A 25,712-nucleotide genomic window follows, 5' to 3' on the forward strand; every position below is an offset into this window, starting at 1 on the left:
AACCTCTTCTAATTTTCATCATTTCAAATAGTTATTCAGGTTTAAACTACTCAAGTCTTATATCATCAAAATAATATGTCCCACCCGATGTTATTGCGCTATCGACCTGATCATTATCTGGTTTTATAACTAAATGATTGTATGTTGTTGGTGATGCTGGTAAATTGATAAAAGTAAATTCGACTTCTGTCCATTCATCTGCATTCGCTATTGTTACAAATACTGGAGCTGGATTACCAATACTTCCATCATTAGGTAGAACAGCTAGTTCAAAACGCATTACCACATTTGCTTTAGTAGAATAGACTTTAACTTTAAAAGTCATTGTTGTAGTCAAATCGAAATTATCGAAGGTATTTTGAACTCCTGCGAAAAATTCTGAACCAGTTGGTTTATCTACTTTTAAAACAAAAGCAGAAGTATTAATACCTGTTTGAAAAGGATTTGCTACGACTTCTGAAGTAAGCCCCGCTCCAAAATTAACATCAGAAAGAAATGTTTCGCAACCTTCAAAATCTAATGGTAATGATGTAGCTGCAACAAAGGTAGTATCACATCCACCACCACCTGTACCTCCAGAAGTGTATAACCTGAAATCATCTATAAAATAAGTCTCTGTGGTATTCGTATTCAACTCAAAAAACAATATGATCTTATCATACTTTCCACTTTCTCCGCTTGCAAAGTTAAAAGTCAATTCTTCCCAACCACTGGCTACACTTGTAACGGCTCCTACTTCTACATTAATCGCATTGTTGGTCTTATCTTCGAGTTTTACTAAAACATTTGTTCCTGCGTTAGGAGACCATACTTTTAATTTAAACCCTGAATTCGCATTAAAATCAAATTTTGTATCAAAATCTATTTGATTATTCGCAAATAATGCAGCACCAGACCGATCTATTTGGCCAACTTTACATGATTTATTTACGTCATTATCAAAATCTGGATTATCAATCCAAGACAAACCTGCATCAAATGAGCCTATACTAGCAGTTGGATCTGTTTGGAATGTTAAATTAAAATCTGATGCATCTAGTGATTGACTAGTTTCTGGAGTACAAGGATCTGCAACCATTACTGAAACCTGCTCAATATCATCCAGATAAAATATACCCGCTGCGGTACCTGGGCCATCTACAAAAATTACCATATCATTGTAAGAAGCTGATGAGTTAAGTACAAATGTTAATTCTTCCCAACCAGAACCTCCATGGTTTTGTGCATTCTCAACAGGTGCTTCTGTGCCATCTTCAAATTTTAATAAAACGGGTAATGCTTGATTAGAGAATATTTTCATTTTAACCCCCTTATCTGCGGAAAAATCAATAGCTGTATCCAGGTTAAAGAAAGCATTTTCGAAGTTAGCACCTACATTCGTGATTTGTCCAACCATAGTTGGTTCGCTATTTATACCTGATAATTCTGGGTTATCTACAACAGTAAACGATACATTACCAACAATCTTAGTAGCATAATCAATTCCATTACAATCAAAATCTATTGGGATTTCTAATAACGTATCCGTACAAGGAATATCTTCAGTATCAATTTGAGAAATATCATCTATATAAAATGTTCCTGCAGTCGTACCTGGTCCATCAACAAAAATGGTGAGTTTTGAAAATGCGTCTGAAGAATCAAATGTAAAGTAAATTTCCTCCCAACCTGTTCCTCCATGACTTGCGGTTGTCTCTACAAACGTACTTCCTTCTTCAAGTTTTAATAGTACATCAATTGGAGTGTCTGACCAAAAAACAACTTTTATAGATTTTTGTTCGGATAAATTTAACGGCTCACCTAAATCAAAGACAATACCTTCAAATGTTGCTCCACTATTAGTAATAGCACCGACATTAGATGCACTTGTATTTGCTCCTGAAAGGTCAGGATTTTCTACAACTTGAAAAGATGCACCTCCAAAAACCTCAGCTTGATAGTTAACATTATCTGCATCAAAATTGATAGGAAATGTTATAGGCACAGGAATGTTTATAAATATTTCATCTTGAAAAGTACCTTCTGCTCCAGCTACATTTTTTGCAGTTAACACGACGGTATAGCTACCTGTTGGATATGTTTTAGTTGGATTAATTTCGGTAGAAGTTGTACCGTCCCCAAAATCCCAGGTATAACTATCGGCATTTTCAGAAAGGTTGATAAAAGATACTATACCTGTATCTTCGTTTATGGTTTGTGCAAAAGTTGCAATTACCTTTGGTAAGTTGGTATCATCATCTTCGCAACCAAAAAAAAAGGCAACAGCTATAATTAGAAGCCAAATTATATTAGTTTTTTTAATCAATTGTTTCATGAGTTATCTTGTTGTTTTAGAGGTTACATGGAACTTGCCAAATAATCTTGATGAACGTCAAAATTCTTGCAATGGCTCGTTTCACAATTTTTTAATAATTAAATTAGTTTATTCCATTAGTATATACTCTTACATAGTCTACAACCATGGTTTGTGGAAAGACCGTTTCTTCATTTGGTGATCCAGGTAAGTTACCACCAACGGCAAGGTTTAAAATAATGTAGAACTGCCTATCGTTAAACACCCATTCACCCTCTCCATCTGTTTCTTCATCCACATCTTCAGGAGTGACCTGGTAATATAACACGTTATCTACATAATAGTTTATGTAGTCTGGTCCCCATTCTATTCCATATATATGAAAGCCAGTATCCACCCTACTATTTACTAAGGTGTACTTTTTTGATATGGAATTTTCACCTGAGTATCCAGGTCCATGGACAGTGCCAAATATTTCTGTTGGCGCATCACCGGTATTCTCCATAATATCTATCTCACCTATCTGTGGCGAGACACTACCATCGCTATCATCACCTAACAACCAAAAGGCCGGCCACATTCCCTGACCAAAAGGCAAGCGTATACGTGCCTCAAAACGACCGTAGCGTTGTTGAATTTTTCCTTTGGTCTGTAATCTTGCAGAGGTGTATTGTGCTCCATTAAAATCCTCTTCTTGGGCGGTGATCAATAAAAAACCATTCTCTACAGTAACGTTTTCAGATCTATCTGTATAGAATTGTAACTCATTATTTCCCCATCCGGGAATACCTTGTTCTGAGCCATCACCGATATCAAAATTCCAAAAAGAGGTATCAATTTCGCCATCCACATCAAAATTATCTTCTGCCACTAAATTATTGAATGTGGCCACTGTTTGAGTATCATCAGTTCCACAACCCATCATAAAAAGGCATGAAATAAAAAGAGATCCGATTATCCTATTTAAATTATTATTCATTTTTCAATTTTTTATTCTCTATAGAAGTATACATTATCAATTACAAAAGAGCTGCCATTTGACACAAGTGCGACTCTTGCTATGTTATTTAAATTAGGAGAACCAGCAAATCCACCTGCTGTGGCTTCTGTAAATGCATTTATTGGTATGTCTATACCAACCCAAGCACCTTCTATTAGTTCTGAACTAGGTATAGTAAACCCTCCTCCTGTATCATCTCCTCCTTGAGTGCCATCATCAGTGTTATTTGGACCAAAATCAATCAGCTGAACGGTAAATGCTGGATTTGCAGAACTACTCAATTGTACATCTACATGCAGGTGCGTCATACCCGATACATCTTCAGTTCCATCCCAACCAAGTCCTACAAAACTTAAATTATCATATGTAACAATCTGGTCACCATTTAAATTTTGTGTTTCGATCTGTACATTTTGATCATTAAATGCAGCGAAATTCAAATTATTAACATTCGTATAAGCATCGCTAAATATTGATATAACATCTGAGGAATCTCTTTCTGGAGGCGTTTCTGCACCAACAAAACTACCGAGTACTTCTAAACTCAAAGATCCTTCTGCTAAAACACCATTAAGTTGTCCTGTAATGGTTGTAGTACCTTCTCCAACAATTTGAATTAATCCAAGTTCATTAACAAATGCTACATTAGTATTAGAAGACGAAAAATCAAAATAACTTGGCGCAGGTCCGACGGTAATATCTTCTCCAGTTGGAGCATTAAAAGTTGCTCCTAAATCAGTAACTAGTCTAGTTGAGCCTACAAAACCTTGCTCTATCAGATCTTCTCCAGAAAATATCGCTGGTCTTAACTGTGCTATTGTACCTAAGTTCTCAAATCTTAATTCGTCTATCCAAAAGGTATAGCCAATCTCATTTCCGTTAGGCACTGAATCGATTATATCCAAGCCACCTGCAGAGAAAACAAACATACCACTCTCTTGAATTAATTTTGAAGGATCTGGAATTGGCACGATGTATTTTCGCCAATCTGTAGATAGCTGAATGTTTGATCGTTCAACTAAAAATTTATTCTCTTCGAAATCGGTCCCAAAACCTACTAGACCAATCGTTGCAGTGATGGAGCCCCTAGCCCAAAAGGATAAGGCTGTATATCCTGTTAGATCTCTTCCTTCTCCTCTATCTAAAAAGATACCTCCTACAAAACTTCCGTTTGGATCATTGGAAGATGGTACGTCAATTCTTATTGAAGAGTTTCCCTCATAGGCAACATCATCATCTGTACCAAAAGCTTCTGTGTTAGCCCCAAGGGCAGGGTCAAACGATATAAAAAACCTGTCTGTAAGACCTATTGGACTATCTGTAAAAATGTCGGCAGTATTTGGAAAAGTTGCAAAAACTGCTTCGTCTGAAAGATCTCTATCACAGCCAGATAGAACTATCATAACCAATATTAAAGAGCATATGGTTTTTAAATTGATATGTTTTATATTCTTCATTTGCATTGTATTATTTTCCTATATTAATGTGTACATATGTTCTTATTTCCCATTCGCTACCATCATCAAATCCTACAGGGCTTAATATGGGTTCTGGCGGAAATGTATTTGGCGATAACGCTAGTGGCGAGTAACGAGGAGAAAACTCATTTAATGAACGCCAAGTGCCCCGAATCCCGATTCTAGTAGTGGGTAGAACAAACCAATCTGGTTTACCAATAGATGTCGATATATCTAACATTAATTGTACTGGATATGTTAGATTGAAATCTCGGTGATAATCATATGGTCCCCAATCGTTTATTTGAAAGGTATGTTGGAACTTCCACTTGTTGTAGATAACACGAATATCTCCTCCAATTCTATCAATTTCTCTAGAATCGCTACCATTTGCTTGTCCATTACCTGCAAATAATTTGGCTATTAAGCCTAAATCAGGGCTTATTTTAGATACAATACGTGAGTTAACTTCCCATAAATCTGTAGCAGGTACAGAATTAGGAAACGCAAATATGGTCCGATCTGCTAAAAAACCAATATGCGCATCCATTGTTGTTGGAAGATTCCAATACACAAACCCTAAATTAAATGCAAGTTTAGCATCTTCTGATCTATCGTTATCCCATTGATAAAACCATGATCCTGGGGTTGGATCATAGGTAAGTAATAATTCGGCAGCCGTTGTTTTTCTGTTTGCTCTTACTACAAAAGGATCTACAAGTATGTTTCTTAATCTTGCAGTTCCACCAGCATCATTCGGCATGGCATCTACTAATGGTTCTTGCCATAAAAAGTTAGGGGCTATTTGCCAATCTCCTACAGTATATGTAAAACCTGTTAGAAAACTATTTTGGTTTCCACTTCCATTGTCTCTCAGCTTCCATCCGGCAAATGATTGTGTTTGATCAGCTCCTCCATTCGCTACCAATCCAGTAGTAGCACCTTGGGCATACCAATTAAACTTTCCTTTAGAAAAAGTAACCTTTGCCTTTGCTCCCCAATTATCGTCAGAATTTACCTTATCCTCATATACAACGTAATTTCCTGACTCACCTCTTATATCTTGATATGCTATATCGTTTAGTGGACTACCTGCCCATATTCCTCCTAGTGTAACCCCAAATGCGCCAAAGTCTCTATCTACCACTAGAGTAGCTCTTTCTGTAGGCCAAGGTGGAATTACACCACTTCTTACCTGATTTACATCTAAGACACGACTTCCACTTTCATCTAATTCTATATTAGTATCAAAATCTCTATGGTAAATACCCGTGATATCGAATTTTTTTATTTTGGTACTATACTTTAGCAACGCAGTAGGATTAGCACCCCACCATACTTGCGGTCCAAAAGCAGCTTTCAAACCATTTAAACTCCCTTTACCGTTAAGTTCCATCCCTAAAATCTCACCATTATAGATATCTAAGTTTGGTCCATAATTAGCCTCCGGATATAAACCAAAAAAATCACCTTCATAGCCCCAATGGTAATGTCCGGTCCTGTAGAATCCTTTTATGTCGACAATTTTAGTGTTCCATTCGTATTCTGCGTTATACACACGTAGCCTATTAAAATCAGCTATTTCCACGTCTAGGTCATTTCCTTCTTCTATACCCTGAACTACCACTGGTCTACCTACACTTTCATAAAATAATTCATTAATAGGATTCTCAGCTACATTACCTAGGATGTTAAAATTAACATTGGCTCGCATACTTGGTGAAGGCCTTCCCTCTACACCTATATAGTATGACTGCATATGATCAAAACCTAACTGATTTGGAAATACATTTACATTTGGATCTTCATTGTTTGGGGTTGTGATTAATTCACCTCCAGTATTAAACGTAGTGAATTCGGCTCTTAACTGACTTATCCGTATTTTTCCTGTACTCTCCGATTGTAATGCGGCTTTATCTCCTCTTGCTCTTAACATCCCATCCATTACTTGAATGTTGTTAAAATAATTATCTATAAAGTCAAGGGTCATTCCATTTTCATATGGATTCAATCGATGCGCTTCTTTTAAAGCGTAGTATGCAGCACGTGGATATAATTCATAAAGTCCTCTTTCATTTGTTGGTCCTTTAGCACAAATACCAAACCACTCTTCATTCATATTATTATCGCCTTCTTTTGCCTGATCTCTGTTATAACCACCATTAGCCCAAGAAGCTGCATTATCATGAACCTCTAAGTTTTCAGTTTGTTTATATTTCCACCAACCATCACTAAACTGAAAGGTGAAACCTCCAATAGAATTATTGGCTTTTCCCAATCCTGCGGCATTTTCATAAATTTCTTTCCAATTTCCTAAATTATAATAAGCCTGGGAGTATTGATCTTCTTTGTTGTCTCTTGCATTGAAAGCATCTGCACCAAACTCCGAAAATAAAACAGGTAGATTTAATTCATCTCTAACTTTTTGAAATGCATCTCCAAAAGAAATTCCACGATACATATTAGTTCCATAAATATCTATTTCTGTACATTCCTCTTTTACAATATCTAAAAAACCTAAATCGCCATTACAAATTGCTACCGGAATATTAGAGTCTATCTTTTTAACCTCTTTAGTAGCATCGTTAAACGCTCGATACAAAAATCGAGCTGCCAATCTATTAGTATCATCCTTATCTTCAACAGGTATATCTTCTGTTTCGGCACCAGACCAAAACAGATGATAGTTATTCTCATTACCTAACATATAAATTAGTAATCCAGGAGTCCCTTTATAAGTATTCGCCATGTCTCTGGCTTCTTTCATTAAGACTTCTCTTGTATCCGGATCGGCATAATCCGTTTGTGGAACCCAAGCACCGTTAATGGTAAGTCCATAAGCTCCAAAAGTAATGTTGAGCATTGTGTAAATACCATAATTTTCGTAGATATATTTAATCCATTTAGGTTTAAGATTGTAAGTACGAATGGCATTAACCCCCATATTCTTTAATAAGGACATTTCACCATCTATTGCTGCTTTAATGATATCATCAGACTTTGCCCAAATTCCGGGATCAGTTATAGTAGAGCCAATCGGGATATAATCCCAATTTACCCCATTGATCACGAAATCTTTTCCATTGACAACTAGTTTCATCCCTTCATCATTATTTACTATTGATACCTGATTAGTCTGTGCACTACCAGTTATCGTAAACAAGAAAAAAATTATTAATTGTAGAAAGTTATTTCTCATTATACTTGTTGTTTTTAAAAATGACTGTAAAAAATGTGTAGAAACTTTTATTCCTGTATTCGCCCCAAATACTGCTTAGCATGATTTATAAATGTTAAATTAAGTATTTGATTGTATTGTGTTTCCCGTATATTGACTTAGTAAACTTATTTTAAAAAATTGCGAAATCCTTAAAAAACACCTCAACAAAAAACATACATGGCAATAAAATAGTTATTTTTTTAAAGTATTATTATCATAAAGCCCTTTGCCCTAAGGTTTTATAATAGAAGATTAAAACAACCGTTAAAAAAGATTATGTCAGAGTTTTGTATAGGTGATGTTGAGGTGCTAAAACTTTTGTATAGGTAATTATAGTTCTAGAATATAGTTTACCAGGTTTTCTTCGTGTTGTAGATTTAATTTTTTACGAAGTCGATAACGTTTTATTTCCACACTTCTTGCAGATATATTGAATAGCGGTGCTATTTCTTTTGACGATAAGTTTAGCCTTAAATACGCGCAGAGCTTTAGATCGTTAGGTGTTAAATCTGGATGGCGTTTTTTAAGTTTCTTCAAAAATTTTCGATCCACATTATTAAACGCTTCTTTGAAGAACTCCCAATTATCATTATGATTTAGATTTTTATCGATAATATTTACAACTGGCTTTACTGAATTTTGATCCGAAATCTTGATAAGGTAGCTCTTAATTTGAGTTAACAACTCATTCTTTTTTGCAACATCTATCGTTGAAGCTGCCAATTCTTTACTCTTATCTTTAAATTCTTGCTTTAGTTGTTCATTCTTAATTCTAATGATCTCTTTTTCATTTTGAACTTTAGTCAACTCAAGTTCTCTTTTATTTTTTTCGATTAGTTCCTTTTGTTTTTTCTTATAATACCTTTTATACATGATATGCATGAAAATGGAAAATAAAATAGTCGCTAACAAATAAATCGCTAGCATTAAATTTGTTATATACCAAGGTTTTTTAATATTAAAAGAATAGCTGGCGGTATTACTAGAAACTTTATTTCCTATTCTGGATCTAACATTAAAAGTATAGTCCCCGAATGGGAGGTTTTCGAAAAATGCTGTTGGATCCTCAGACCATTCACTCCAATCGTCATAAATTCCTAATAATTGAAATTGATATTTTGGTTTTGAGAACTTATTAAATTCTGGAGCATAAAAAGATATTTTTAAATTATTCTCTATACTCCTGAAATCTCCTTGTAAGTTCTTATTTATAAATTTTATTTCCGCTCTATTTATTTTATGACTTCCATTCGTAATATTATCTATCTGAACTTTAAAATCCTTAGTATCGAGATTACCAATATCTACAGTTATATATCCTGAGCTTGTGCCAAACAAATATGTGTTTTTATCATTAAAACGCATCACACTTTCATATCCGGTAACACTTTTTCGTTCTTCCTTTGTTAAGGGTATTTTGTTAACCTTGGACGTATTTGTAAGCATCTCTTGAGACACAAAACTTATATTAGATTTTGTAAAAACCCATAAATCATTATCACTTTCATCTAAAATTATTTTTCCTGAAACGTATTCTTTCTCTGTATATATATTACTCAAAAGACTATCCTTGATAAATTTTTCTTTGGACTTGTCATATTTTAGAATTCCTTCCTTAAAAGCAAATAGGACATCATCTTCATATTTTACAAGTCCCGAATTAGACCCTCTTATTGATGTATCTATAACAACATTTTTTGTTTCAAAGAAACTAGTATCCACCTTTATCTTAAAAACACCATTATACTCATGATTTATAAAAATTTCATCTCCAACTACCTCAAAATAACGAGATGAATTATTAAAGCCTCTGATCTTATTTCTTAATTGCCAATTGTTATTTACTTTTTTAAAAACATATAGACCATCATAATTCCCCTGTAACAAAAGATTTGGCTTGTCTTTTAACTCATTAATCTTCCAGGTTCCGGGAATATTGGATATTTTTTTTGCTTGATCATTGTCAACAATAAATGTCCCTTCATTGTGTCCGCAAAACAGTGTCTGATCAATGTTTTGTAAACACCAGACCTGTCCTTGAGTACCTTTTATGAATTTAAAGTCATCATTACTTTGCTTTTTCTTGTAGAAGAGTCCTTGATTTGTACCCAGATATAAATTATCGCTATAAATAGCAGAAGCATAAACACTACCAAGAATACCTAGATTATCACTGTATATCCTAAAAGGTGAATTCAAGTTGATATAACTAATTCCGTTATCAAGGCCTAACCATATATTATTATCAACATCTTCGAAAAGGGATAAAACAGTGTTGTTTAACAATCCTTTGTTTTGATCAACTTGATACAATAAACCGCCTTCGCTATTTAGATAAATTAACCCATGAGAAATTGTCCCTAAAACAAAACTATTATCTTTCAGTCGAATTGCATTATAGGTACTAATTTCAGACAGTAAACTTTCTGCACTTATATTCCATTTGGTTAAATTGTTATTTTTAAAACTATAAAAGCCGTTATCTCTTGTTAGGACTAAAAAGTTTTCATCTGTGCCAAAAATATTAACTACTTCATTATTTTTAAAAACCTCTTCTTCGGAAACCTGAATATCTTGACCATACTGAATTCTGAATAGCCCTTTATTAATAACCTGAAAATAAATACTCCCGTCAACTTCAAATATTTTAGTAATTTTATTATCAGAATCTATAGTATTAACCGATCCATTCTTAATATTATAAATATATATTCGATTCAAAGATTGAAAAACTATCCCATCATCGATATCAATTATATTCCAAAACTCCTCATCATCAATTAGTTCTATATCCATTTTTTCTGATAAAGAAGTATAATGCAAGATTCCTAAAATATCTTTCTGCCAATAACCAAACTGCATATAACATCCAGTGTAAATCCTATCTCCTATAACCTTTACGGATCTTATAATAGACTCATTAGGTGATGAATACAACTTCCACATTGAACCATTAAATTCCAACAACCCTTTATTATTTGCTATATAAATTAATTTCTCTGAAGACTGAGAAATAGCCCAGTTCTGATTTTCTGCCTGATAATCTTTGGGTAGATAATTTTCAATAGGAGGTACCCCCTGCGCTTTTAAGTGAGTACAGAAAATAACTATAAATAAAAATGATATTGCTTTATTAAATCCCAATTACAAAAAGAAATATGTGTTAAGGTAATAATACGAATAACCAATTCAAAGCAAGATTTATATAAATCTCAGTACAAACACAAAATTAAAAATGTGTATTCCAATAACAAACTTGGTGCTGTAGTTGATATTTTCCAATTGGTGTGATTAATCCTATAGCACTATACAGTATAATTTTAAAAAATAAATATACTTGCTGCTAACGTTATGGCAACGATAATCTCTCTTGATCAAAAAGGTAAAAGAGGGAAAAATCAACCAGGTGCTACTTTTGGTGATGGTGATTTTTAATTCAGGAATTAGAATCGCCGAAAGCTATGGCAAGCTTGTTAAATTGACAGCAAAATACATCTTTAAAAAGAAAACAGCTACAATTAATATTGCAGCCGTTCTCATTTATATTCTTTGATCTATATTATAGTGGTATAGTGTATGGAAGTTTAATGAATATCTTCTACTTTTTTAATAATTTGAAACTTTGTATAGAAGAATTGCCATATAGCTTTAAGAAATACAATCCTGTTTCTTTTTGCCTTAGATTCAGTTCTATTTTTTGTTCCTTTTCATCTATTGACTGGTCAACAATTACTTTGCCCGAAATATCTACTATTCTATATCTAAAATATTGATGTTTTACAGGTAATACAATTTGCGCTAAATCTGATACTGGGTTTGGAAACACGAACACTTCTGAATCTGAAATAGAATCATTTAATCCCTGTGATCTATTACCATTACAAGAACCTACTACAAAATCATTCTTTGCGTTCGCTGTATTATTCTCTCCTCCGGTTGGCAAACTATACGTATAATAAAAATATATCTTCTGACCTTCATCAGCTTGAATTTGGAAAGGAACTTCTGGTTGTGCGAAATACCCTGGATAGCCTCCATTAGGATCCATACCATAATACAGTATTAAAACGGTATCTCCTATTCCAGATTGTGATGGTAGAAATGTTAACGTTGGATTGGATGGATCTCCAGATACTTCAGTTGTAAAATCGCCGTTAGAAGCTGTCAGGATACAAGAACGTGGAGTTTCATTAACAGTAACATTTGCTGTGGCGGTCACAGAACCTTCTGTAAGGTTTATAGAAAAAGTACCAATCGTAGTTGCGCTGTAAAGTCCGTTTGAATCTATGATTCCACCAGTAGATGACCAGGTAGGTGTCGACGGATACAAGTTGCCATATTGATCTAAGGCAACATACGTAAATGCAATTGTATCATTAACAAATACGGATGATGTCTCTGGAGAGATTTGTAAACTCGTTAACACTGGCGGTTCATTGATCGTAATCGTTGTTGATCCAGAAATACCATCAAATGAGGCTATTACTTCAAAACTCCCGGTTTGAGACGCAGTATATAGACCACTAGTGTTTATCATACCACCATTAGCAGACCAAGTTGGCGATATCGGAAAAGAATTCCCAAATTGATCCAATCCATTTGCTATAAATTGCAAGGTACTTCCTCTAGTAATAGATGAATTTTCTGGAGACACTTTAATAGAACTAAGCACAGGTAAAGGAGGAGGTCCGCAATCACCTACTGTAAAATTATGCATCTCATCAGCAGTATTACTTTCTCCTCCTTCTGGTACACTGTACGTATAATAAAAGTATACGGTTTCCCCCTGATTAGCATTTATCTGAAATGGCACTCCAGGAGTGACCATATATCCAGGGTATCCCCCACCCGGATTGGTGCCGTAATATAAAATAACAACTGAACTACCTATACCTGATAATCCGGGTTCAAAAGTAATTGTGGGATTATTTGTATCTCCCGAAGCACTATAGGTATAGTCTCCATTTATAGAGCCCCCAGTGCATATTCCTCCTATAACATCAGTAACCGTAACGATTACTGAAGCTGAAACATTACCTTCAGATGCATTGACGGCATAACTTCCGGGAACTGTAGCAGCATAAATACCTTGTTCGTTAATTACTCCTCCTGTGGCTGACCAACTTACATTCGTAGATATTTGGTTTCCATTTTGATCAAAACCTTGAGCGGTAAATTGTTGTGTTTCATTTACGGAAAGAGTCAAATTAGAAGGAGATATTACGATACTTGACAATACTGAACTACTATCTGAAACTATGATCGATGCTGTTCCTGTTATGGAACCACTGGTAGCCCGAATTGTAAAACTTCCTTCCGTAGTTGCAGTATACAAACCATTTATATCTATAATTCCTCCCGTTGCTGACCAGGTTGGGGTAATCGTAAAAGGGTTTCCGAATTGATCAAAACCCTGAGCGATATATTCTTGGGTATCTCCAACATTTAATGTGCTGTTTAGCGGAGTAACCACGATGCTTGTTAGTACTTCATCTGTGGGCGGTCCTATATATTCAAAAATCATCTTTCCCAAATTGAATCCGCCATTACCAATACCTACTCGAATTACCTGTTCACCAGCTATCAAATTCACATCTTCGGTCACCACGTTTTGCCACACATCCCAATTAGATCCTGTAAACGGTACTGAAATATCATTGCTAATCTTTACACCATTTCGTTCAAACCAAAAGGGACCTCCTCCATTCGTATCTCCTGAAGCATATCGCATCGTAACTCGATAACGTCCTGCGTTTTCGGCATTGACAGTATATTCCATCCATTCTCCAGAACTGATCCAACCTACTGTAAATCCTTCATTATTGGTACTGTTAGCATCCACTCCTTCAGTAGGTCGAAAATTACCTTGATTAAAAGCATCATTATCCGAATAGGTAATACCTTGTCCATTTCCACCTTCAAAAACATCAAAAAGACCCGCTTCAATAGTTCCTGGAAGATTAACAGGTGTTCCGCCATAAGGAATTTGAGCTCCTACCTGTATTGATAACACATTAGAAATAGCAAAATTATTGCCAACATAAGCCTTGGCAAATACTTTTGGGAAACCAACAGAAAGAGTACCTGTATTTATCTCGTAAGGAGCTGATGTATCGGTACCTATTAATGTTTCTCCAATATAAAATTCTACATTAGTAATACCATTTCCGGTTACCTCTGCCGTTAAGTTTGCATTACCTCCTGTCGGAACTATTGAAACGTCAGAAGATAATGTTACAGTAATATCAACGTCTCTGCTAGTTGCCATTCTATTTGCCGGTACTGTTAAATTATATCCATCAGAGAAACTTACGTTAATAGGAGTATTACCATAGTTATGTGCGACATACGTGAGTGTTCCGTTGTCATTAAACACCGAAGCTATTGGGTAATCTGCCGTTATTTCCTCTGCAACCTGTCCTAGAGAAGCCATTGTATGTAACCAGTGATATGTTTGTGCATCAGAAATGCCTACTTTAATTCCACGATCTGGATAAGCTCTGTATAATGATAGAGCTTGTTCTGGATCCGTAAATGAAAGAAATTTCCAATAGGTGTCGTACCATAAATTCACATTAGGAGTGTTGCTTAATACCTCCGTATTTTGTGTCATTTCCTGCCATACTCTATCTACATAATCAGTTCGATGACCAAGATAAAGTGAACCTCCGTGAATTGGATACAGCTGTATACCGTATGAAGCGGCAACATCCTCTGTCCACCAGGTACCATTGTCATATCCACTTGCCCAAACTCTAGCTACCATTTCGTAGGCATATTCTGGTTGAAAACTACGTTCTTCTACGTCAAACCAATATTCCTGAATCGTTGATAATTCTGTAGTGTATAGGTAAATACCTAGATCCCTCAATTCTTTATTATTAGTTATTGTTCCCCAATGAATCAATGCAGAATTAAACTGCATAGATTCTGAAGTAGATTCCTGATCATTACCAAGTGGTTCTGAAGAAAAACCATTGGCCCAACTATGTCCTGCATACGGGCTAAAATTTCTAAGAAACGGAAACATACTATCTGTTCTTGATGGATTAGCAGCATCCCTTACTAGTAGATTTATCATGTCTCCCCATTGTGCAGCCCAACCTGGATTAAATTGCTCAATAGCAGCGGCTGCGTGAATGAAATATCCCCAATGAAAATGATGATCGTTAAGATTTACATCTTGTCGATGTCCGGCAGGATACCCCAGTAAAGCACTCCAATCTGAATTATAATAGAAAAGAAAAGCGACTTCATCACTTTCTGCAGATAACCAATCTTCTAGCCTATTTTTTACTGTTGTAACCAAAAGATCTCTTGCTTCAATATTACCAATCTGATCAGCTATTCTCGCAGCTTGTATCAGACGATTCATATCCTGACCCTGATTATATGAATCTGTCCATAGTGGTAATCCATCATTCTTTATTTGATCAACTTTCTGAGCTAAAGCACCAGGATCAAAACCATCTGTATACTTGCCGAGATCAGGTAAGGTGGGTAAGATACCGCTAAAGGTATTTTCTACTATAAAACTATTAGAGGCTAAGGTTTTTATGGTGCCTCTCACCGATGGGTATGCGTTTCCAGTTGGTTGTGAAGAATCAGATGCAAGACGATCCCATTGATGAGGCAATAACCCTTGTAATACTTTCGTATTACTTCCTTCTTTTATGTCTGGAGTTACAGTAAATATTGTTCTTACTTTACCGGTACTCTCATTGTAATCCCAATCAACAGTTGTTTTATCTGGGAATACAAAAGCGTATTGCTCATATGCTGCAATAGCTATATTTATATCAACTCCAAAGGGTAAAAGTACCATTGACCAGTAATTTTTTCCGTTTAATGTAGAAGTATATACACCATTATTCCCAACCCAATTGGATCCTGCAGGTGCAAAAACCACATAATTTGAATTATTCATATTATTTTGAATAATCAATTTATTTCCATCAGGAGTCACTCCATTTCCGTTAAAATTCGCAGCTACTTTTGCAGGGCCTGCCATATTACTTTTTTCAAAATATACAAAAGGAGAACCTATAGTAACGGTGCTATAAAACTGGTTCCCCCAATTCATCGTTACACTCCAATCTGAATGATCTGAAGCACTGGAACTAGTTACTCCTAAATCTTCGGTACCAACTACAATAGATTCGACACCACTCATAGGTTCTCGGTAATCCTTTGGCCCAGAAGTTAAAGGAATTGTATAATTAATATTAAGTCCAGTAGATAAGGACCTAAAAGAAAGTGGATAATTAAATGCTTTTGCTCCGTGATCTGTTTTAATCATATCAGACCACCAATCATTTGTAGGAACAGGTTTTGATGCTGCTACTCCAGAAATCCAAGGAGTTCCAGAAGGAAAACTATTTCTTCCGGCTGCATCTACTCCAGGAAACACTGTAGTATAACTACCGTTTCCTACGGGTACAATCTGAGCCTCCAAATCTGGTGTTAAAAAAATGATATAGAGCCCCATTAAAATTAATATAAATACATTCTTTTTCATGCTATAAATAGTATTTGAGTTTGTGTTAAATATCCCTAATATTTGCACTAAAAAACTAGAAATTAAATCCTATAGGTTTATAGATTTAGTATTTCAAAACCTAAGAAAACAAGGAGCGTTCATACGAGAATCGCTCCTTAGCAAAACATTAGTTCTTAAGTATTTTATGAATTGAAGATTCTCTATTCTGACTATACGTTTTTACTATATAAAAACCCTTAGACAAAGAACTGACATCCAAACTCTGGTGAGTTTGTGTCTTGTTTACAGTGCTAGTTTGCAACAATTCACCAGCTATGTTATATATATTAATCTGGTGTACTTTATTTAAACCTGATAATGTAATTATATCATTCATAGGATTAGGAAAAGCCAAAACATTTACGGGATTCTTTTCTATTTCTATTAATGAACGATTACCACACGATCCTACTGTAAAATCATGTTTGGATGCTGCTGTGTTATTTTCTCCTCCAGTTGGTAAACTGTAGGTATAATAGAAATATATCTGATCTCCGAAATTCGCATTAATCTGAAATGGAACATTTGGAGTAACCAGATATCCAGGATATGGTCCGGTAGCAGAAGTACTATAATAAAGAATACAAACGTTATCTCCCATTCCTGTAATTTCTGGAATAAAAGTTATTGTAGGGTTTGTAGTATCTGATGATACTTCATAGCTATACTGACTATTTGCTGCTAATCCATTACAATTATTAACAGTTGTATCTTCTGAAGCTCTGAACTCTATAAAATTGAGATTCAAACCATTCGAATCAAAAACAATGCGTAATTCGTGATTTCCACTACTTATTGAAATTCCAGTCACTGAAACCGTTTCATACTCCTGCCAAGCTCCTGTATTAGGTACAGATATCACTTCCGTAATGGCAGTTCCATTCAGCTCTAAATGAAATTTACCATTGCCATTAGGGGAGGCTACACGGAAGTCGATATCATAATTATTGTTAGAATTAGTAGCATTTATATCATATGCCAACCACTCACTGGCTCCAATCCAACCTACATTGTATGATCCTCCAAGAATATCTCCCGTATTCTCTATATCTACATTATCTTGTCGATAAGCACCTCCAGTATTTCCGGAAGTAAGATCGTGATACCCTACTCCTTCTCCTCCTTCTTTATAATCCTCAGCTTGTATTGTTCCGGGAATAGTTTCAAATGAATTAGTATTTTCATTTACCGTTATAGATGCTACGCCAGAAACTGATCCACTTGATGCGGTAATATTATAGACTCCAATATCTGAACCTATAAACAAACCATTAGCATCTATAGAACCTCCTGTAGTTGTCCAACTAAAATTAGTATTAAATGGCTCTCCATTCTGATCAAAACCTTGTGCACTAAACTGTACTGTTTCCTCCTGATTAATTTCGACATTATTGGGAGAAACAATTATTGAAGATAAAACTGGAGTTTGTGTAACCTCTTCTTTTGTTAAAGATCTTAGGTTATCTATATAAAATGTATCACCGCTATTGCTGTTAGGGTCAAATAAAAATACAATAGTATCTATTTGAACATCACTAACTATTAAGTCTGGGGTTCCGGTAAGAACAAACTCTAATGTATGCCAACTATTTTGTTCTTTTACTGTTGCTTGATATACACTATGTCGACCGGATGGATAATTATTGGGTGTAGACAGTGAACTTGCTTCTAATTGCCAACTAATAACAGTTCCAACTGGTGCGCTTGTATACACATCCATTGCGAATCTTTTATCTTCAGAAACATAAGCACTGGCGTCATTAATAAAATTGGTGTCAAAAAACAAAACATCATATAGTTCGGTATTATCCCTGACATAACTTGCGGCCTGGGATGAGTTGTTCACTTCATTTGCCTCAGGATTCCCAACATTTTCTATATAATTACCAGTCGTAGTATTATTTAATGAAAGATTATTTACCCCATTGTAATTATGAATCATTTCAAAGAATTCATAAGACGGTGGATATTTAGTAATCCCGTATCTTAAGTTATCAAAATAATATGTTTCGGATATATTAGAATTAGGATCAAAAAGAATTGAAACCTCATTCACTGATAAGTTAGATGTTCCTGCATCTGGTGATGTAGTATAACTAAATGCTATAGTATGCCATTGATTCTGTTCTTTGATCACACTAGTATACTGGCTATTTCTTCCTGCAGGAAAATCACTATCCGATCCTTCACTGTTTTCTAAACTCAAAGAAATTTCAGTTCCTATCGGCGCAGATGTATAAACATCCATAAAAAAGATATTGTCTCCATCTATAAAAGGACTTGAATCTTCTATAGCACCTGTATTAAAACTTACAACATCATATAATTCAAAAGCTCCTCTTTCGTATCTAGCTACGTTAGCACTATTATTAACATCATTTGGAGTTGAGTTGGTAACATTTGGAGTGTACTCTCCATTTTCAAAAAACAATTCTAATTGATTTATTCCATCATAATCAGCTATAATAATTTCTTCTAATAAAGTAGGATCAGGTGCATCCATTTTCCTCATATTATCAATATATACAGTATATCCTGTATAGCTATCTGGATCAATTAATAAAACGAATTGATCTACATCTAAAGCTCCAACACTGGCATCTGGTCTATCCAATAATTCAAATTCTAGAGTTTCCCATTGATTTTGAGAAATCGTTTTAGCACTGTATCTACTATGACGACCTGATGGCCAATCTCCAGACGAAAGTGAACTATTCTCAATCTGTAAAATAAACTCTGTTCCTATTGGCGCATCACTATATACATCTAACCAAATGGACTTTTCTCCAGAAGTGTATTCCAAAGCATTACCGATATTAGTAGTAGTCATGTACAAACCATCATATTGCGCACCAGTAGCTCTGACATACTTTCCTACGATTGAGGAATTGTTACCACTACTTCCTCCCGGATTTGCAACGGATTCACTTAATGCTCCATCTGTAGTGGAAGTATATGTTAAGTTTCTATTTCCTTCGAAATCCTCAAAAACATATTCTAAAGTTTTAACCGGATTAACAGAAACACTCATCTTAAATTCATTGATACCACATTCTGGAACATTTACCACAACTTTCACATCTCCTTCTACGGTACCCCAATCAACTAAAATAGTATTTGTTCCTTGACCAGAAGTAATACTAGCACCGCTAGGTATTGCCCAACTATAAGAAGCTCCTTCTGTTGGTGTAATTGTATAAGACTTACCGGTTTCACCTTCATATACGCTATTATCACCAATAAGTTGTGTATTAAAAGTACCACTATACACTCTAACATAATCAACCTCCATTTGTGTAGGATAATCTGCCGGTGTAGGCGGAATATTTCCAGTATAAGGAGTACTCGGACCTCCTACCGCTACATTAAGAATAAGATACCAATCTCCTTCGCTAAATGGCCAAGGATCTACTGTATTCGCTGGTGTAACTGTATGATATAATTGGTCATCTACATACCAACGTATTTCTGATGGTTCCCACTCTACCGCATATTCGTGAAATCCTGCCGAAAGATCTAATCCCGCGTTGAATTCTCTTCCATTATATTGCCAGCCTCCGTTAGAATAATGAACAGTACCTCCAACACTTTCTGGGTTTTTATGTTGAGATTCCATGATATCAATTTCACCAGTAAAAGGCCAACTTCCATTCTCTGGCAACATCCAAAAGGCCGGCCAAATTCCTCCTGCCGAAGGCAGCTTAATACTTGCCTCGTAACGCCCATACTTAGAATTAAACTTACCCGAAGTAATTAACTTTGAAGAAGTAAATTGCTTACCACCTGCTGATTCATTTTTAGTGGTAATTATCAAATTTCCGTTTTGTACGGTTGTGTTCTCTGGTTGATACCATTGTTCCTCTGCATTACCCCACCCACAGAGTGTAGGGCATCCATCTCCATTATCAAAACTCCATTTAGTTAGATCTACTGAATTACCAGAAAACTCATCATTGAATATAAGTTCTGAACATTGCGAGTACCCTATTTCATTTGAAAAAATAAGAATAATGCAAATTGTAATAGCTTTAAAAAATAAGCCCTTTTTCATAATTAAAATTGTTAGTTTGTGTTAGATAATTTTACTTTTTAATAAACCTTGAAATTTTCCAAGTATTGTTTTCATATACCTTAATAAAATAGGTCCCAGTTTGTAATGAACTTACATCAACTTTTAAAACATCGCTACTCTTAGGCACTTGTATTTTTTTGATTATTGTGCCAGAAACATCAACGATAAGTAGATTTAATTCACTGATAACTCCGTAAATATTTAATTGGTCAGTTGCTGGATTTGGGTATGCTATTATTTTTAAACCATCTAATTTAACATCATCAATTTCATTAAGTCTTTGTGTATTTTGATCTGTTATTTTAATCCAGTTAATGTTCCAACCACCTGATACTGCATAAATACCAAAAGGATATGTCCCGGCATTTACGTTGACTAAATGAGAAACCGTAGTCCAATTTTGCCATCCACCAGTATTTGGTATGTTTACTTCCCCTAGCGCAATGGTTCCTGCATTTAAATCAGTAGATAATTTAGCTCCGTTTACTAAACTAGTAACTCGATACTCTATAAGATAATTCCCAGAAGTAGGAAAATTGATATTAGCATACGCCATCCAATCTCCATTATCAATATACCCAACATTTTCACCTCCTTCTATACAAGGTTCTACCTGAACTCCATTCATAACAGAAAAGTTTTCCGCTTCAATTAGCTGACTAAATCCAGTATCATCTGTTTTAGAAACAATTATAGAGGTCATTTTATCATTCCAATTACCATCATTTGTTAAGCAATTATCATCTGACGTTTTGACTAAGCTAGCTCCCGTAAAATTATCATCCCAGTATAATGTTGCTTTGTATCCCGATTTAACACGTAAAGAAGATACTTTATCATTAGGTATTCCTAAGGCAGCAAGTTGAGTCATCGTATAACTACCTTCAGAAAGACCCGCTACAGTGCCCGAATAAGAGCAATCAAGATACAACGTTACTGGAAAATCATCAGGGCTTGAATTTCCATCTATTCCACCTAAGGTAATTTTTATGTTTCTTGGGTTTGGTGTGTGGATTGTCGCCGATTGATTATAAACATCATCGTAAGCAAACGTATATGTTTGACTTTCGAAACTAATATCTGTTTGATGGAAAAATTTAGAATACCAATTATAAGGCCAGGTTTGATAATATTTAGAAGTATCTCCAAAATCTTGCAAAGTTCCAGAAGGCATATTTAAGTCAACAGCATGTCTTGTAATTGCTGCTACCATTTGCGACTGCACTACTAAATCCCATCGATCTCCTGATGCCATAACACCACTACCTTCCATAGCCTCTAATGTCGTTGGCTTGCCAAAAATAGTTCCTATCTGACCATCGCTATCTCTTCTAAAAACAAAATTAGTTCCTTGCACACTTCCTCTCCAGATACCAGCATCTGATGTAAATGCTAATTCCTGGCTCGAATATTTAGACCAGATTTCATTAATATAACCATCCATAAAATCTTTTGGAAACGATTCTACTTTTGTCGGAAAATGAATTGAACCTTCTGATGTATTTAACAAACTTTGAAACTCACTCGGAGCTGTACTTTGCCATTGGTCTAATATCTCATTATGCTTCTTTAGTTCTCCTACTTTTTTATAAAAATCATCTCCCCAAACTTCTAATCCCATAGGATATTGATATGCATCCACTCTAGATGTATTACACCAAAGGCCAAAATCATTAAAGGTTAATTCTATTAATTCAAATTTAATACCTTGATTAGGATCTGTCGGGTTTGCTAAATTAGGAGCAGCATATCCACTAGGAGATCCAGAATGTCCAAAAAAGTATAAATACAACTGACTCTTAAATGAAATCATTATTCGACATCCAGCTATTTTAGGAATCTGAATCGTTTTATTTGGGATATCACTTAACTTACGAAAACAATTTGCATATTTTCCGTCGAGTCCTGGTCCTTGATTCCCATCAATAACGGGTCCCTGGACAGTATTAATTGAAGGATCCATATTATTAACTTGACCATTTACGGGATCTACCCATACATGACCATCTGTAATACCTACTATTGCTATAAAAACTTCATCATCTGGGTATTCTGAAGTATTGGATATTTCATAGGGTAAGGTCTGTGCTTTTACTGTAAAACTAAAAAATAATAGTAAGCAAAAGAGTTTAAGAATACTACTAGTTTTTGGTTCGGTTTTTAAGAATACGTTTGTTTTCATTATTAAAATGGTTTGTGTAATTAAGTTAGTTTTAAAAAAATCATATAAGTAATCCTTAGCCCTATGTATTTTGCTACATACAGCATTATCATTTTCCGACATCCAAATCGTTTCAACTAAACAATCTGAACTTTATATATGTTTTCCCAAGTAGTCCTGATAAGTAGAAGCACGGTTACATACATCTATTATCCATTTCCGTATTTGATATTTTAAAAAATACCATAATCTTAAATCTGATTTCAGTTGTATAATGAATATATACGGTGCTGAAACCAGGGGTAGAGCTGAATTAAATATTCCTTGTGATGGTATTTATTTCCAGATTTTGATATAATCAATCTCAAATTGCTTTGGAAAGATAGTGTCATCAACTTCTGGACCCCCAAAATTACCACCAATGGCAAGGTTAATAATTATATAAAAAGGCTTGTCAAAAGGCCATGTTTTTTCATTTTTTATTTCTGGAGAAAATGTATAAACCAGTTTATCATCTATATAAAATTCTATTTTTTCTTTGGTCCATGTTGATTTGTAAACGTGAAAACCTTCCTCTATTGTGTCAATTATTGTTTTTTTAGAATTAATAGTATTACCAAAACTTTCTCTGGTATGCAGAGATGTATAGATTGTATGAGGCTCTTTCCCTACATATTCCATAATGTCTATTTCCCCACAATCGGGCCAGCCTATATCATCAATATCTGCTCCAAGCATCCATATTGCCGGCCATAGACCATGACCTGTAGGTAATTTAGCACGAACTTCAATTGTACCATATTGAAACTCAATTTTATCTTTTGTTGTTAGTCTACTAGACTTATATACATCTCCTTTCTTAGTTGCTGTAATGATTAAATTACCTTGTTCTAACTTTGTATTTTCCTTAGTATAAATTTGTCTTTCATTATTACCCCAACCACATAAGTCAGGACATCCATCTCCCAGTCGATAGTTCCATGATGAAGTATCCAATTGATCACCATTAAATTGTTCTTCCCAAATAACAGTATCAACGCTTCCACATGAAATCATCATTAAAAATATAATATAGGTTAGGTGTTTAATCATTTGTATTTTAAAATTAAATGTAAATATTTCGTTTAAACCAACACATCTAGTCACTACAATCTAAGGTTATAGCTTGTTTCTGGTAGTATATTTATATGATTTCAATAAACATAATGTTATTTGTTTTCATTATTATTTGTTGTAATTTTTATTTAACAATCAATACGTTTTTAGGAAGGCTATGTGTGGTAAATAGCCTTCCTTGCTAAACAATTTAAAAACTAAGTGTATATCTATTGATAAACTCTTACATAATCAATTTCCATAGTGGACTCTGTAAATGCAGGATCTATGGCTCCTCCAAAAGTTCCTCCCATTGCTACATTCAGTATTAGGAAGAAATCATTATTATAAAAAGGTAAATTGTTTGAATAAGGAAATGTGTGGTAAGGAGTTCCATCGATAGAAAAGATAATTTCAGTTGATGACCATTCTACACTATATATATGAAAATCTGTAGATGCTCCTGCAATATTGGTTTCTTCAAAAATTGCATTACCTCCGTTATTTCCAGGAAAATGAAGTGCACTAGATACTACATCTTGATTGTTTCCAACATGCTCCATAATATCAATCTCTCCGCAATTTGGCCAACCTACTTCTGTGATATTAGATCCCAACATCCAGATTGCTGGCCAGGTGCCTCCTCCTGTTGGTAATTTTGCCCGTACATCTACTTTACCATAAGTAAACGAAAACAAATCTTGGGTTTTTATTCTAGCAGACGTATATCCTCCATTCTCAGCTCTAGCAGTAATCTTCAGCAAACCATCTTCTACAATCACATTGCTGGAATCATTTGTATATGATTGAGACTCTCCATTACCCCATCCGTTATCACCTGTACCGATATCATATGTCCAATTTGTTGTACTAGGAGCTCCAGAAGCATCAAATTCATCTGCCCAAACTAGTGTATCGAAAGGTGGCTCTGCAATATCATCGGTTCCACCAGGTTCTTCTGAGGTTATTATAAACCACCAGTCAAACTCATTATTTCCATCTGTAGTTCTAAGAATTAGTTCATTATCTGGTTGTTCTTCATATCTAAAAAGTTCATACTTATGATTACCACCGGTATAGTATCCTATAAAACCTATTCCAGTTAAATTTAAAGTTTCTAAACCTCCGGGAGCACTAACTGACCAGGATGTTGAATAATCATTTAACGGGTAATTTTCTATATCTGCACCATTAGGAGCTATACTATGTGGTCCTAATTCATCTATCAAATTAACTCTTCCAAATACAGTTCCTGACGGATCCTCAGTAGGATCGTCATTTTCACTATTCGTGATATGTGTGAATGTACCATCGACATTAAAAATATACCGGTCATCATACATCCCAACTGTCGCTTTATCATTAGGAGGAGCAGGAAAAAACTCCCCTATTATTTGACCTCCTACGGGTCCTAAACCAAAATGCGCTGGAGCTTCGTTTTTAATCCTCCAAGATCCAGTAGTTAGCATTGTAATTAATTCTATAGGTGGCTCATACAGTACCAATACTTCTACTTCTACAGTTGTACTAGATGATACACCACCCGTTCCAACGGCTATAACAGTTACTGTATAGGTACTTAATCCAGTAACAGAAAAATCATATGACTGTGTCCCGGATGGAGATGACGATGAATTTCCGTTATAAACAAATGTATAGGTAATAGCGTTATCGGCTATAGCACTAAAATTTACAGTACCACTTCCATCTCCGTTCGGGTTACTAGCATCTGCTCCTACAATATCAATTGTTACTTGTATATTGGATGGGGCAATAATTTCTCCTACGGATACATCATCTTCTTGACAGCCGCTGAACAAAAAAGCCAGCACTATAAAAATTCCGAAATTATATTTTAATTTTTTCATGTATTTA

10 protein-coding genes are annotated in these 25,712 nt (G+C 34.9%); all 10 read right to left on the reverse strand.

Features of this window, described 5'->3' with window-relative positions:
- Nucleotides 1-46 precede the first annotated feature (46 nt).
- Nucleotides 47-2,314, reverse strand: a complete 2,268-nt coding sequence (locus Q0910_RS17240; protein ID WP_299219081.1) for a PKD domain-containing protein — start codon at nt 2,312-2,314, stop codon at nt 47-49.
- Nucleotides 2,315-2,417: 103 nt separating this feature from the next.
- Nucleotides 2,418-3,272: a glycoside hydrolase family 16 protein gene (locus Q0910_RS17245; protein WP_299219083.1), complete on the reverse strand. Its 855-nt coding sequence runs from the start codon at nt 3,270-3,272 to the stop codon at nt 2,418-2,420.
- An 11-nt stretch (nt 3,273-3,283) separates the two neighbouring features.
- The gene (locus tag Q0910_RS17250; RefSeq protein ID WP_299219085.1) at nt 3,284-4,750 is read right to left on the reverse strand and encodes a glycosyl hydrolase family 16; all 1,467 of its coding nucleotides are present in this window, start codon (nt 4,748-4,750) and stop codon (nt 3,284-3,286) included.
- A 10-nt stretch (nt 4,751-4,760) separates the two neighbouring features.
- A complete protein-coding gene (locus Q0910_RS17255) occupies nt 4,761-7,949 on the reverse strand; it encodes a glycoside hydrolase family 2 TIM barrel-domain containing protein (protein WP_299219087.1) in 3,189 nt (1,062 codons plus the stop codon).
- 351 nt (nt 7,950-8,300) lie between these two features.
- Complete coding sequence (locus Q0910_RS17260; protein WP_299219088.1) at nt 8,301-11,114, reverse strand: triple tyrosine motif-containing protein; 2,814 nt, start codon at nt 11,112-11,114, stop codon at nt 8,301-8,303.
- 454 nt (nt 11,115-11,568) lie between these two features.
- Nucleotides 11,569-16,488, reverse strand: a complete 4,920-nt coding sequence (locus tag Q0910_RS17265) for a glycosyl hydrolase (RefSeq protein ID WP_299219090.1) — start codon at nt 16,486-16,488, stop codon at nt 11,569-11,571.
- Between the two features lie 148 nt (nt 16,489-16,636).
- Nucleotides 16,637-20,560, reverse strand: a complete 3,924-nt coding sequence (locus Q0910_RS17270) for a family 16 glycosylhydrolase (protein WP_299219092.1) — start codon at nt 20,558-20,560, stop codon at nt 16,637-16,639.
- A gap of 31 nt (nt 20,561-20,591) precedes the next feature.
- Nucleotides 20,592-22,763 (reverse strand): beta-1,3-glucanase family protein, encoded by a 2,172-nt coding sequence (locus Q0910_RS17275; RefSeq protein WP_299219095.1) that lies wholly within the window; start codon nt 22,761-22,763, stop codon nt 20,592-20,594.
- A gap of 315 nt (nt 22,764-23,078) precedes the next feature.
- Entirely contained in the window at nt 23,079-23,834 is a 756-nt protein-coding gene (locus Q0910_RS17280; RefSeq protein WP_299219097.1) for a glycoside hydrolase family 16 protein, read from the reverse strand.
- A gap of 233 nt (nt 23,835-24,067) precedes the next feature.
- Nucleotides 24,068-25,705, reverse strand: a complete 1,638-nt coding sequence (locus tag Q0910_RS17285) for a glycoside hydrolase family 16 protein (RefSeq protein ID WP_299219099.1) — start codon at nt 25,703-25,705, stop codon at nt 24,068-24,070.
- Nucleotides 25,706-25,712: the final 7 nt, after the last annotated feature.

Origin of the sequence: uncultured Aquimarina sp. (assembly GCF_947495315.1) — a bacterium.
Taxonomy (GTDB): Bacteria; Bacteroidota; Bacteroidia; order Flavobacteriales; family Flavobacteriaceae; genus Aquimarina.

Excerpts from the sequence above, each read along its gene's own strand:
- Q0910_RS17285 (WP_299219099.1), bottom strand. The coding sequence starts at position 25,705 with ATGAAAAAATTAAAATATAATTTCGGAATTTTTATAGTGCTGGCTTTT.
- Q0910_RS17250 (WP_299219085.1), bottom strand. The coding sequence starts at position 4,750 with ATGAAGAATATAAAACATATCAATTTAAAAACCATATGCTCTTTAATA.
- Q0910_RS17240 (WP_299219081.1), bottom strand. The coding sequence starts at position 2,314 with ATGAAACAATTGATTAAAAAAACTAATATAATTTGGCTTCTAATTATA.
- Q0910_RS17280 (WP_299219097.1), bottom strand. The coding sequence starts at position 23,834 with ATGATTAAACACCTAACCTATATTATATTTTTAATGATGATTTCATGT.
- Q0910_RS17245 (WP_299219083.1), bottom strand. The coding sequence starts at position 3,272 with ATGAATAATAATTTAAATAGGATAATCGGATCTCTTTTTATTTCATGC.
- Q0910_RS17255 (WP_299219087.1), bottom strand. The coding sequence starts at position 7,949 with ATGAGAAATAACTTTCTACAATTAATAATTTTTTTCTTGTTTACGATA.
- Q0910_RS17275 (WP_299219095.1), bottom strand. The coding sequence starts at position 22,763 with ATGAAAACAAACGTATTCTTAAAAACCGAACCAAAAACTAGTAGTATT.
- Q0910_RS17265 (WP_299219090.1), bottom strand. The coding sequence starts at position 16,488 with ATGAAAAAGAATGTATTTATATTAATTTTAATGGGGCTCTATATCATT.
- Q0910_RS17270 (WP_299219092.1), bottom strand. The coding sequence starts at position 20,560 with ATGAAAAAGGGCTTATTTTTTAAAGCTATTACAATTTGCATTATTCTT.